The sequence below is a fragment of the Niabella ginsenosidivorans genome (assembly GCF_001654455.1).
GTDB classification, from domain to species: domain Bacteria; phylum Bacteroidota; class Bacteroidia; order Chitinophagales; family Chitinophagaceae; genus Niabella; species Niabella ginsenosidivorans.
In genome coordinates this window covers 5,378,727-5,392,010 of sequence record NZ_CP015772.1, presented here as the reverse complement: position 1 = coordinate 5,392,010, position 13,284 = coordinate 5,378,727, and the positions used below count along the sequence as shown (strand labels likewise).

Genomic DNA, 13,284 nt, shown 5'->3' with positions numbered 1-13,284 from the left:
TCTTTTTAAAGACCAGCAACCTTAAAAATGAAAAAGAGGGCCCATACATGCTCATCTTCCACACTACCTTTATTGAGCCGGGCTTTAACGCAGGCGCATGGAGAAGGAACGCTTATATTGACGCTACCGTTACCATCGTAGCAACCGCCAACAGGAATCATATTATCGCTGTTCTGAATGTAGATAATGCGCCGAACAGAGATGTTATGGGCGTTGATTATGGTAGAAGCTGGCGGATCTCGGAAGCATATGCCAAGGCAGGAAAATTCCTGGCAAAATACATCTGGTAACCTTTTGGGAGAACAGGGTTATACTGGTGGTGACTAAACGGCGTCTTGATTGTCACCCCGAAACTTTGGAAGAGCTTGACGAAATATAGACATCGTCAAGCAGCCAATGATATGTTACTTTATATATCAGAGATCAATCACACTTATCGTCATGCCGAGCACAGCCGAGGCATCTCTAACCCATGAAGAGACCTCTCCGCTTCGGTCGAGGTGACGGTAAAAACGTGTCATAGCCTCATCCGAACGTTCGGATGTTTTTGCGCCGCAAATGAAAAATCAGGCTGACATTACTTTTTGGTCAGCCCCAGAAAAGATCATCGTATGATTCCCGCAGGTTTTCGGACGCGGATCCGCATTGATCATCTACAGCAATCTGCGTTCCAAAGCTTTGGAACTGCGGTAAAAATAAATAACCACTTATGGTTAACAGGGCAACAGAATCAGCCAGCTATTGCGCCGGCTGCTGCTTCTCCTGTTTCTATGGCGCCTTCCATAAACTCCTGCTAGTCTGCAAGGTGCTCTCCTGCAAAATATACATCCCGAAAGGACTTTTTTAATTCCGGCTGCACCCCAAACCATTGCCCTGGCTTATAGACTGCATACGCACCGTAAGAATAAGCATCGTTACCCCAGTAATAATTGACCTGCTTTCGATAATAGTAATGGGTGTGTCTTTCTTTTTTAACCGGTAAGCGGCCGCCAGCCCTGCAAGGCCAGCGCCAATAATAATGACTCCCGGTTTTTTAGAAGGATACGGGCGGGCGGGGATCACACCGGGCAGAGCCAACGCTCCTGCAGACAGCATACCCTGATAAATAAAACGGCGGCGGTGCATTGTTCTTGCTCAGGCCATGAAGGTAGTTTTGTAAAAAACGATTTCCTATACCTGAATCCCGCGACACTTTATTTTTTAACGGCTTCCATTATTACACCTAATGAAGTTTCTTCCAGAACGATTCTTTCCGGCCGGCCTCCTTTTGTTTCCCATTTTATGAGCCTGATAAAGCCTCCCTCAATTTCAATACCGGTGATGTCCCCGTCTGAGAAGCAGCAGCAGCCTGAATTAAAATAAGTGGGCAAAATCCTGTTATAATCAAGTAACAATGTATCGAACCGTTTCCGGAAAGCAATGGTTTCCTCTTTTATCCTTTCAATAGTGACTGCATCACTCTTTAATTTTGCAATTTCCATCTGCCGGTACAGACGTTCAATATGGGTGAGCGATTCAAAGACCGGCTGGTGGGTATGCCCCGTAATTAAAAGAATAGCATCCTGCTCTGAAGACCATTCATACATAATTTCATTATGCAATGTTTTTTTATAATCATTGTTGGAAGGTTCATTGGGGTTGATCTGCAGGCAGGCCTGCAGCGGTCCCCAGATCTTTGATATAAAGAATTTAGAGAACCAGTTACCATCGCTGTTTGCGTCGCCCTGATGGCCATGGGTACAGAATATACGGAGCGGCCTTCCGTTAATGATGGTTTGCAGGATCACGCCTTCATAAGCCTTTATTTTTTTCCCGAACACGGCTTCCAGCTCCAGCCCGGCCAGGGGATCATTGCCCCAATACAGATCATGATTGCCAATAACTTTTATAAAAGCATCTCTTTGCACAAATGCTTTCTCCGCCTCAAATGGCTCACCATTAAATTTTTTTACCCTGAACAGCGGGTTTTCCCACAGCTCTTCACAATCGCCCAGGTTTATAAAAGAAAAAAGGCTGGTATTATAATAGTTCAATGCAGCCACATAGGCAGGTGCGGCCAGCCGGAAATCGTCGGCACCATTACGCGCGCCTTTGTGCTGATCTGAGAAAATGATGTATTTATCTTTCTGTAAATCAAAATCAATCAGCAGGCCCAGCTTACTCTGATGGTCTGATATGCGGTTGAACAATTTGGTGAGTGCATCAAATACTTTTATTTTATCAGGATCTGAATCAAATTTTTTGGCGGCCCATAGAACGGGTTTTAGCAGCAGGAACCGGAGAAAGCGACGCATGGTTTCAAAAATACTGCATTTGAGATTCAGAAATCCTAAAATTCCGCTGACGGCTTCTCTATTTTCAGAATGGTGCAAACCAATCCCGGGTCAGGCAGGCACGATCCGTTTGACAAAGGTTCTGCAGCCGCCCGGCGAAACAACACTTTTTCAATTTTACCCGGTTTTTCTGCCAAAGCGAACCAACCAGGCGTACAGTCCATTCCTGTAGGACTGCCCAGAAAAAACATTGCAATGATTTTTGCAACTTAAATGTGTATTGAAGGAGCTTAAGAATACCTACCGGTAAAAATTACATACCGGGATAAATGGGACCATAACGGAGTTTTTTGGTGCGACGATAGGAACCCTTTTCAGGATAAATAATATCATGAGCAGTTTCGTATCCCTCGTTAGACGTTTCCAGTAAACGCCTCATAGCGTTCCTCCTGCGCACCTCACAAATAGCACCTGTTACAGCCGATGCTGCAACTCCTAATAGCACAAAACCTATTAAACGATACGATTTCTTCATCACTCAAAATTTACTCTTTCATAAGTGTAAGATATGAAATAAATGGCAAAATTTATGCAGTTTTTTCCTTGTTTTAAAACAAATGAACGTTAGCCGCCATTACCTCTATCTGTACACAAATCTATTTATGAACCTGCCAATAACTATATAAGCTATTGCTAATTCATAATAACTTAACACAGATGAATTTCAATTGTTGGGGACCCTGTTAAAATTAAGTTTTCTTTATGGCAAATGTTTATTAACCACCCTGCTTTTTCATTTCTCCCGTTTTATCTCTGAAATACCCGTACATAGTCTACCTCCATAACAGCCTTGCTGAGGTTTTCATCCATACCATGTGCGCCTCCCCAGTTACCGCCCATTGCAACATTTAAGATCAGGTGAAATTGCTGATCAAACGGCCATTCGGCAAAGCCTTTACGGGTATTGCTGAACGAAAAAAAGCGTTGATCATCTACAAAAAAATCAATCCGGTCCTTATTCCATTCCATAGCGTACACATGGAATGTTTTATCTGCATCGTTCAGATAAAAGCCTTTTGTTTTTTGCGTACCAATAACGTGGTTAAATGTTTTTGTATGCACACTGCTATAAACAGTATCAGAATTAAATCCTACATTTTCCATTATATCAATTTCACCGCTTGCTGGCCAGCCTCCGTATTTCCAGTTTGTTGGCAGCATCCATATTGCAGGCCAGGTACCTTTACCGGCAGGCAGTTTAGCGCTGACTTCCACCCGGCCATACAGCCAATCGCCCTTGCCTTTGGTAACCAGCCTCGCTGATGTATACGTATTTTTCCCCCTCTTCTCCTTTTTTGCAATAATCAACAGCTTCCCGTTTTTTATGACCGCATTATTAGAGTCTGCCTTTGTATAGTATTCCAGCTCGTTATTACCCCAGCCATTTCCTCCTACATCATAGCCCCATCTGGCAGCATCCGGCAATCCATCTTTATTAAACTCATCGCTCCATACCAGCTTCCATCCTTTTGAAACAGGCGCGGTCTTCATACGCTCTGCTAACAGCTCCGGTTCATTAGTAGTAATAAAATCAAAGCCATTGGCCAGGAGCCAGTCCATTTCCGCGGCATCATTCACCGTCCAGGCATTTAAGGCAATATGGTTCTTCTTTGCCTGTGCAATCCATTCCGGATTCTTTTGAAATACAGAGAAATGGTAATCGGCCCCGTCAATGTTATCCTGTTTCAGCGCTGCTGGGGATTTATCTCCATTCAGATATTGTACGTGCGCTTGGGGATCCAGTTGTTTTACTTTTTTACAGATCTCATAATCAAAACTGATGTAAATGGTTTTAGGCGCAGCGTACAGCTGGTGTACCATCTTTACCACGCGCTCTGCAACCTGCTGCCCCCGCTCCTTACTGACCACAGATGGTTTTATTTCCAGCACCAGCTTTGTAGACCGGTTATCCTGTAAACCGGCCAAAAGATATTCGCGCAATGTTGGCAGTCTTTCTCCATTTGACAAAGGGGTCTGTTCTAACACTGCATACGTGGTTTTTTCAATGGTCTGTTTATTATAATGCGGATCATGATTGATAACCAGTGAATCGTCGGATGTCATTTGCACATCAAACTCTGAACCGGCGCATTGTAATGCAATGGCCTGTTTTAAAGAGGCTATCGAATTTTCCGGCAGTCCGTTCTTTTTAAATGCCCCGCGATGGGCCACTATACCATTGCCGGAAGGTTTGTCTTTATCAGTAACCGGGTTCGCAAATGCCAGTGCGGCCAATAAACATAAAATTCCTGTGCCTGTAATTAATTTCAACATGATTCTCCAGTTTTATAATCGCTATATCAGAATTGTTTGTATTGAATGTTTTAAGGCATTTATTGCAACTGCTTTGCCTTTTATCCAAAGATTGTATTGCAGGTCATGACCGCCTTTATTCATTACTATAACGGCTATTCTGCCATCAGTATTGAGAAACCCTGTTCCCAGCAGATCGGTACGATTGGTAGCTACTGCAATGCGCCTTGCGCCCGGGCGGACAAATTTTGAAAAATGCCCCAGGTAGTAATAGGCGCTGGTATAAATGAGCCGGCCGGTCCTGGTATCGGCATGCACCGGCGCAAAACAGAAATTACCAACATGATTGGGGCCACCGGTTTCATCAAGCAACACATTCCAGTCTGTCCAGCCTGCGGCACCGGCATTAAAGTCGTTGATCATAGACATGCCATACTTTTCTCCGAGATTCCAGTTATGAATGCTGTCCATTGAAAACTTTTCCCTGCAGCCTTCCGTAAACAGCAACTGTTTACCGGGGAACGCTTCAGCGGTCCTTCTAAGATTTTCAAACATCATATCGCTGCCGGTCCAGGTTTCATACCAATGATAACCAATTCCCCAAACATACTTTGCAACATCAGGATCTGCTAATGTGGTGCTTGCACGCTGATAGATCAGATCGCGGTTATGGTCCCATATGATCAGTTTTTTATCCTGTATGCCCGCTTTTTCCAGGGCCGGCCCAAGGGCTGTTTTTATAAAATCCGCCTCCTGTTCTGCTGTATAAATACAGGATTCCCATTTTTGGGTTGCCATAGGCTCATTTTGTACAGAAAGCCCCCAAACAGGTATTGCCTGTTTTTCAAGTGCGTTGATGTATTTTATATAATACTCCGCCCAGGAATGATAAAAATCTTTTTTCAGGCTGCCTCCGTGCAGCATATCATTATTATCCTTCATCCATGCAGGAGGGCTCCAGGGGCTTACAAACAACTTCAGCTTTCCTTTGGCAATTGCCATAGCCCGTTTAATGAACGGGAGCTTATATTTTTCATCGTGCGCAATATTGAATGAATTTAAGAGTGAATCATTATCGGCCACGTAATTATAAGTATCGCTGGAAAAGTCGCAGCTATTGATGTTGGTTCTGGCTAATGTATACCCGATTCCTGCTGCCGGGTCATAATAGGCATTTAATAAAGAGTCCTGGGTAGCAGCCGGCAGTTTTGCCAATGTTTCAGCTGCAGCATCTGTAATGGCTCCGCCAATGCCCACAATGGTCTGAAATGCTTTTGACGGATCTGCAAAAACGCAGACCTGGGTTTCTTTGGGCTGCCCCATATCAGTAAACCCTTTCCCACTGTCTGTTTCCAAAAGCCGGTAACCGGCTGTATCTGCGGAGGTATAAATGGATGCAGTTCTCCCCTCAAGAGAAAAAGACGGAGCGTTGCTTTCTTCTTTTGTTAATGCGTTCATCGTCGTTTGCGGATTATTACAGCCCAACAGGGCTATTGCAAAAGCAAGATTAAAAACTTTTTTCATCTGTATATTTTTTTATGCCGGCGGGTCCGGAAATCCTTTACCGGAAGAAAAGGCCTGTTTTCCTGCCTATTACTGTAATGCCTGGTAGACCAGGGCTTTAAATTTATCGCCCAGTTCACCATGGCTGAACGGCCATTGCTGCACAAACAGCAGCGCCACTATATGTTCCCGGGGGTCTCCCCAATAGGTTGTGCCAAAGAAACCGCCCCAGGCAAAGCTTCCGGCAGACTGGCCCAGCTTGAGGAACCCTTTATCCGTGGTTATTTCAAACCCCAATCCGAATTTATTGGCGCCAAAGGGCAACTCCCCGATCTGGTTTTGCGTCATCATTTCCACAGTATGTCTTGACAGCAGGCGTTTGCCGTTATATTCTCCCTTGTTCACCATCATTTGCAGAAAGGCGGCATAGTCTGCAGTGGTGGATACCAAGCCTGCTCCTCCGGAAAAATACCCGTTATTGTTTACCGGGTAATCAACGGATATGCCACGGAATGTGGTATCTGCCCATGGAATGAGTGCTTTTGTTATTTTATCTTCTGTATAAACGCTTACCAGCCGGGAGCGTTTTGCATCAGGCAAATGAAAATAGGTATCTTTCATTCCCAGCGGCTCAAAGATCCGTTTACGGAAGAAATCATTCAGGCTCATGCCGGAGACCACTTCTACCAGCCTGCCCAAAACATCCACGCTTAAACTATAAGTAAAGCCATCACCCGGCTGGTGCACTAATGGCAGGGTGCCCAGCTTATCAATGGCATCTGCCAGTTTCTGAGGATGTGGCAAAAAACCTGCAGGTATACCCGCCTTTGCATAAATCGCCTTCATTTTCGGCGAGCCGATCTGCGCATAATCCAGCCCGGAAGTATGGGTAAGCAGATCCCGGATCGTTATTTCCCGTTTTGCAGGAACGGTTGTATAACTGCTGTCCTTTTCATTAAACTGATCCAGCACTCCGGGATGAGCGAAGGACGGAATGTACTTTGAAATGGGATCATCCAGCAGGAATTTTCCTTCCTCAAACAGCATCATCACCGCCACACTGGTAATGGCCTTTGTTTGGGAAGCAATGCGGAAAATGTCATCCGTTTTTAAAGAAGCATTGGTTTGCGCATTGCCGGTGCCAAACGCTTTGTTATAAACAATAACGCCATCATGTGCAATAAAGGCGGTGGCGCCTTTGATCCAGCCATGCCGGATATATTCTTTAATGACCGCATCAATGCGCTGCAGGCGTTCGTCAGAAAATCCGTTGGATGCTGCAGGCCCTGGCATTAATACTTTGGATTGTGCAGCTATGGTCAACTGCAGCACCATTCCAACACTTAGCAAGCCCCATTTTTTCATTTCAGCAATTTGGCTTCTAAGCTACAAATAAATCAGCAGTATTGCGCCTGGTAAAAATCATTGGCTCAGGGTTGTGCAGCATCCCCAGAATAACACTGATGATAATGCTGCGCGCTCTTCAGTACACCAATTAATTCTTGTTCTCCTCAGATTGCCCTGACTTACGCGGGATTCCTGATTTACTTTTCTGTGAAACTCCTGCCTCGCCGGCAGGCGCGTATTCATCGGGCCTTTCCAAAGACTTGTCTCCCGCTGAATGCGCAGACTTATGCAGGGTTTTCCATTGACTTTTCTGCGAAATGTGCTGCGGAAACCTTGCTCTATTTTTTTAAGGACGCCATATCAATAACAAAGCGGTATTTCACATCGCCTTTGAGCAGGCGTTCATATGCCTCATTGATCTGCTGGATATTGATGCGCTCAATGTCGGCTACAATGTTGTGCTCTCCACAGAAATCTAGCATTTCCTGGGTTTCGGCAATGCCTCCAATGGTGGAGCCGGAAAAACTTTTCCTGCCCGGTATCAGGCTGAAGGCCTGGACCGGCAGGGGATTTTCCGGTGCGCCCACTAATGCTAATGTGCCATCTATCCTAAGCAAGGCCAGGTATGCATTAATATCATGCGCTGCGGAAACACAATCCAGGATAAAATGCAGCGATCCGTTATAGGCTTTCATTTGTTCCGGGTCTTTGGATAGCACCACTTCATCCGCGCCCAGGCGCCTGGCATCTTCAAACTTTGATTCAGAAGTTGTAAATACCACTACCTCAGCCCCCAGGGCCTTTGCCAGCTTAATGCCCATATGCCCCAGCCCACCAATGCCAACAATACCTACCTTTTTCCCCGGCCCTGCCTGCCAGTGCCTTAAAGGAGACCAGGTTGTGATTCCGGCACAAAGCAGGGGCGCCGTTGCAGCCAGCTCAAGATTTTCCGGAACCCGCAGCACAAAGTGCTCATCGGCCACAATACGTTCTGAATAGCCGCCATAGGTCTGGCCGCCCAGGAATTTATCCGGGTCGTTATAGGTTAAGGTATTCCCATTTTCGCAGTATTGTTCCAATCCTTCCTGGCAATGAGCACACTCCCGGCAGGAGTCTACCATACAGCCGATCGCGGCCAGGTCGCCCACCTTAAATTTCTTTACATGATCGCCCACGGCTACTATCTTTCCTACGATCTCATGACCCGGAACAACAGGGTAAACGGTATTGTGCCATTCGTTCCTTACCGTATGCAGGTCGGAATGGCATACACCGCAATAGAGGATCTCGATCTCCACATCATGCGGTGTAACGGTTCTGCGCTGAATATTTAATGCAGCCAGCGGTACTGTTGCTGCCTGCGTGCCATATGCTTTTGCTGAAAATGTTTCCATTGTATATCTGTTTTAAAATTTATTATTTTATTCTTTATGCTCCTTTTTTAATGCGCAGCTCATCAAAGTTTCTATAATGCTGTTCACTGCATTCATTCCATTGGGGAAACCAATATACGGAATGCATTGTACAATTGCTGTTATTATTTCGTGCCAGTGAATAATGTTTTCCGGTACTATTTATTACATTCCCTTTTTACAGGCTGTGCCGGTTTATCGTGTTCCTGGTTCTGACCCGGAAATAACTGTCACAAATTTCAAAAATTAATGCGCCCGATGAACATCATAGAGATCGTCATCCGAATGATCGGATTCCATGAACCTGCTACCGCAGGCAGGCTTACATGCAGCGCTTTTCTGGTACCTGTTACTGATACCGCTGCCGCAGCATTTTCATCATATACAGGTTTACAGCCCACTGGTCTACCACCGGTTGCTGTGTATAGGGCTGTGCAGGCATATAGGTAGGCGGGCCAAACTCTGTAAGCACGGTCATTACCTCCCCGTTCCGGCGTTTTCGTTCAGCAATTTTATCCCACCATGCAAAATGCTGTTTTATTGTTGCTTCCCATTCCGGGGCGCGGGGGTCATTGATCTGCGGCCCTTCCGGGTGCCCGATGCGGGCATGAAAATGTGCTGTATGCTCTAAGGCGGCAGCTACTGCTCCGGCCTGGTCTTCCAGCATGCTCTCATGCACATTGCACCAGTGAGAAATATCCAATGTTAATTTTAATGACGGATTTTTATTAATAAATTTTTTTGTGATATGGGCTGCAAATAGCATGCGTGAGCGATGCGTTTCATGGTACATCTTTACGCCCGTTTGTTTTTCAAGACCTGCGGCAACATCAATAAACGACTGGTTCTGCTCTTCTTCAAAAAAATCACGCCCGGAATGGCAGTTGATATAGAGGGGTTGTAGTATTGTATTAGCAGCCGCCCCTGCGGTAACCGTTCTGAAGGTTTCCAGTTGCTGCTTCCAATCCGGCTCATCGCCCCGGCAAAGAAAAGCAATTTTCAGCCCCTGCTTTTTTGCGGCTGTTAAGATCGCCTCCTGCTGTTGCCGGTCTGCGGGCCACAGCACTTCTACCCCATCATATCCATCCTGTTTTGCTTTTTCACAAAACGCTGTGGCCGTTCCGTTAAAGCCCCAGTTGGTTGCCATTACCAGTAATTGAAACCCTGCGCCGGCAGGCATCTTCAGGAGATCCGGGTTTGCTGTAACTGCTGTAAACGGGGTCAGCAAACCTGCCACTGCTGCGGATGATGATTTTAAGAAATTTCTTCTGCTCTGATCCATGTTGTTCATTTTAAGCAATCATTGTATGTTTTGTGCAACCGGCAATTACTAAACAGGTTCCGCTTTTTTAAATTGATCCTTTCAGAAGGCTGCACATCGTAAAAATACACTATTTGGGCTTTGTTGCCCCGGCAATGGTCCTGCACCAAACGACATATACAGGACAGCAGCACAAAAGGCCGTCATTGTAATGAACTTTTCATCCTGTTTGCCAGATACCCTACCAGACAAGCGTGGCTACGGAACCCGCCGGAAGGCTGATAGGAGCACCGGCCTTTCCATCCTGCAACTTAAAGGAAACAGGGGTTACATTTTCGTTCAGCACCAGCAATACTTTTTTACCGGCCGGGGTTATAAACGCCACATTGGAGAGGCCGTTCACCTGTGCGCTTTCAATTCTTCTGGCCCCCGGCGGAATAAATTTTGACGCATGGGCTATGATATAATAGGAAACATTGCGTGTAAAGGAGTTCCCGTTTATGGTAACAGCGCCTTTGCATTCTGTACAGCCCCCGGGCGTATGAGGCCGGAAGGAAGGGTCATTTGCCAGGTTCCATTCCAATGCTATTTTGCTCCAGTTATGCAGGGTGCCGATGATCACATTTTTTATATGCCACAGCAAAGTGGTGTTAAATGGTTCCCGGCTGCCGGTCCATTGTTCCGTAAAATACAGCTGCTTATCCGGATGCCGGTCATGCAGCTGCCCCATGGCGCTTACCTCCCCGGCATATAAATGAAAGGCCGCGCCGTCTACATATTTTGATGCACCCGGGTCCTGGTATATCGTATCCGCATACAGAGGTTTATCCAGGTTATGATCATATACCACAATCTTTGTCCGGATATTATTTTTTGCAAAGGCAGGTCCGAGGTGGTTCTTTATAAAGTCCCGTTGCATCGTAGCCGTCATATAAAGGCTTGGATTATTACCGGGATGGTACGGCTCATTCTGCGGGGTAATGGCATTAATAGTAATTCCTTCTGCCTGCATTGCCTGAATGTATTTTACAAAATAGGTGGCATACGCATCATAATAATCCGGCTTGAGTGATCCGCCTTTGGTACTGTTATTATCTTTCATCCAGGCAGGGGCGCTCCAGGGCGCTGCAATGATCTTTATAGCGGGATTAATGGCCAGGATCCTCTTTAAAACGGGGATCAGATTGGATTGATCCGGCGCCAGGCTGAATTTTGACTGATCAACATCTGTTTCCCCCGCGGGAAGATCATTATAGGAAAAAGTAACAGAATCCAGGTCAGAAGCGCCGACGCTTAACCGCAGATAACTGACGCCAATAGCATTGGCATTATTACCAAACAATTCTTCCAGCAATGCCTGTTTTTTTTCCGCAGGCAATTGGTTGATCAGCACTGCGCTGCCGCCCGTAAGCGTATAACCAAACCCGTCTACCGTTTGATATTGCCGGGACGTATCTATAGTGATCACCGGGCTATTGCCTGCTACCTCCGCAGTGCTCAGATCTGTTTTTTGTAACAAAGCAGACTGGTCTGCTTTGGTGATCCATGCGTCCGGATGGAGTATATCATATTCTGCCGGCCCATTGGTCTTGCCGGGGCTGGCTTTTTTATTACATTGGATAAATAAAAGCGCCAATCCGATGGCCGGTAAGCTCCATAAGCGTTTTTTCATCATAACATACATTTAATACCCGGGGTTTTGTACCAGTTTAGGGTTGAGATCCAGTTGCTGCTGGGGTATAGGGTATATAAGCTGGGTAGACTGCACATTATAGTTAAGGCTTTTACCGCTGCCATCCTGTTGCGCATTCATAACCGTAATTGCCGTCCCTGTTCTTAATAAATCAAATCTTCTATGTCCCTCAAACGCCAGTTCAAGCCGCCTTTCTTTTGCTATTGCATTTGCCATATCCTGCTGTGTATTGGCTGTGGTGTTTGGAAGGTGCACCCTGTTCCTGACCCGGTTTAATAACGCGGCGGCCTGGCCTGTATTATTTTTGGCATTATAGGCTTCCGCCCTTAGCAATAAGATATCGGCCAGCCTGATCGGGTAAAAGTCATTGGTGCCGTTAGTTGGATCATTATACTTCGACAAAACAGGATAGTTGAATGGATTTTTCCAGTAGTTGTCGCTCCATCCGTAAGTCACAAATGTTACAGATGCATGCAAGCGGATGGAATCGCCTTCTGCTCTAAAGGTATTTACCAGGTCATTGGTAGGTGTTGAAAATTTCTTCCACCCTTCCCCGATAAACTGGCTGGGTATCCAATTGCCAACAACAGAGTACCCCTGATAATAAAATTCCCAGATGGCTTCACTATTATTTTTGTGTGCATTATCCCATAAAAAAGTATAATCGGGCAACAGGCTGTAATTAGGAATTACCTGATCGCAATAATAAGCCACCGAATCCCAGTTGGGTTCAGGCATAGTAGCATGCACTTTTGCAAGCATGGCATTGGCTGCTCCTTTGGTCACGATCATTTTTGTTTTTTGCGTATTGTCATTTCTAACATTTGCCCTTGCATACCATAAATCATTAAGAATAGCATTGTATACCGTATCGGGTGCAGCTGGCGGCACTATCGTGGATTGAATCAATGCCTCAGAGCTGCTGTTATCTGCTGGCTGCAGTAAAAGCGGAATATTTCCATATAAACGCAACATATCAAAATAAGTGAATGCCCGCATAAACCTTATTTCACCTAATATCTGTTCTTTTCGAGGGCTGACAAGAGACGCATCGGTACTGTTGCTTATCTGTGCCAGTGCATTATTTGCCTTACCGATGATCGCATAGGCATCCACCCAGTCTCTCCTGATATTATCATTCAACGCATTTGCGGTGAACAAATCAATCGTAATATTAGCTGCATTATCTCCACCGGCGTAACAATTATCTGCCCATACATCTCCGTTGGTGATCCGGTCCAGCACGTTAAACTCCAATCCATTGTCATACCCTGTTTCTGCATCATATATGCCCTGTAATAAATTTTCGGCATCAGTGGCAGTTACATTAACATTTTCTACCGGCGTTTTTACCAACGGAGGTTTCGGTTCAAGATCCAGAATCTTATTGCACCCGGCCATTATGATAAAGGCTCCCAGAACAATGGATATATATCTAAATTGAATAGTTTGTTTCATAAAAATTATTTTAAAAGAATCGGC

General features: G+C 45.5%; 11 protein-coding genes. 1 reads left to right on the top strand and 10 read right to left on the bottom strand.

Annotated elements, in window-relative coordinates:
* Positions 1 to 47: 47 nt before the first annotated feature.
* Positions 48 to 290, top strand: coding sequence for a hypothetical protein (locus tag A8C56_RS24235; RefSeq protein WP_084490361.1), 243 nt, complete (start codon positions 48 to 50; stop codon positions 288 to 290).
* Between the two features lie 553 nt (positions 291 to 843).
* Here the strand turns inward: A8C56_RS24235 and A8C56_RS22765 are convergent.
* From A8C56_RS22765 to A8C56_RS22720, 10 genes are all read right to left on the bottom strand, one after another.
* Entirely contained in the window at positions 844 to 1,095 is a 252-nt protein-coding gene (locus A8C56_RS22765) for an NAD(P)-binding protein (protein ID WP_169818827.1), read from the bottom strand.
* Between the two features lie 98 nt (positions 1,096 to 1,193).
* Positions 1,194 to 2,294: a metallophosphoesterase gene (locus A8C56_RS22760; protein WP_067760971.1), complete on the bottom strand. Its 1,101-nt coding sequence runs from the start codon at positions 2,292 to 2,294 to the stop codon at positions 1,194 to 1,196.
* Positions 2,295 to 2,586: 292 nt separating this feature from the next.
* On the bottom strand, positions 2,587 to 2,808 hold the full coding sequence (locus A8C56_RS24020; protein WP_071609360.1) for a hypothetical protein: 222 nt from the start codon (positions 2,806 to 2,808) through the stop codon (positions 2,587 to 2,589).
* A 272-nt stretch (positions 2,809 to 3,080) separates the two neighbouring features.
* Entirely contained in the window at positions 3,081 to 4,607 is a 1,527-nt protein-coding gene (locus A8C56_RS22750; RefSeq protein ID WP_067760967.1) for a glycerophosphodiester phosphodiesterase family protein, read from the bottom strand.
* 21 nt (positions 4,608 to 4,628) lie between these two features.
* Positions 4,629 to 6,110, bottom strand: a complete 1,482-nt coding sequence (locus A8C56_RS22745; RefSeq protein ID WP_067760965.1) for a glycoside hydrolase family 30 protein — start codon at positions 6,108 to 6,110, stop codon at positions 4,629 to 4,631.
* 69 nt (positions 6,111 to 6,179) lie between these two features.
* Entirely contained in the window at positions 6,180 to 7,454 is a 1,275-nt protein-coding gene (locus A8C56_RS22740) for a serine hydrolase domain-containing protein (RefSeq protein ID WP_067760963.1), read from the bottom strand.
* Between the two features lie 320 nt (positions 7,455 to 7,774).
* Positions 7,775 to 8,830 carry an NAD(P)-dependent alcohol dehydrogenase gene (locus A8C56_RS22735; RefSeq protein ID WP_067760962.1) on the bottom strand — a complete coding sequence of 352 codons (1,056 nt, stop codon included), beginning with the start codon at positions 8,828 to 8,830 and terminating at the stop codon, positions 7,775 to 7,777.
* Between the two features lie 367 nt (positions 8,831 to 9,197).
* Positions 9,198 to 10,130, bottom strand: coding sequence for a sugar phosphate isomerase/epimerase family protein (locus A8C56_RS22730; RefSeq protein WP_084490478.1), 933 nt, complete (start codon positions 10,128 to 10,130; stop codon positions 9,198 to 9,200).
* A gap of 220 nt (positions 10,131 to 10,350) precedes the next feature.
* Entirely contained in the window at positions 10,351 to 11,784 is a 1,434-nt protein-coding gene (locus A8C56_RS22725) for a glycoside hydrolase family 30 protein (protein ID WP_084490477.1), read from the bottom strand.
* Positions 11,785 to 11,793: 9 nt separating this feature from the next.
* The gene (locus A8C56_RS22720; protein WP_067762470.1) at positions 11,794 to 13,260 is read right to left on the bottom strand and encodes a RagB/SusD family nutrient uptake outer membrane protein; all 1,467 of its coding nucleotides are present in this window, start codon (positions 13,258 to 13,260) and stop codon (positions 11,794 to 11,796) included.
* Between the last annotated feature and the right edge of the window lie 24 nt (positions 13,261 to 13,284).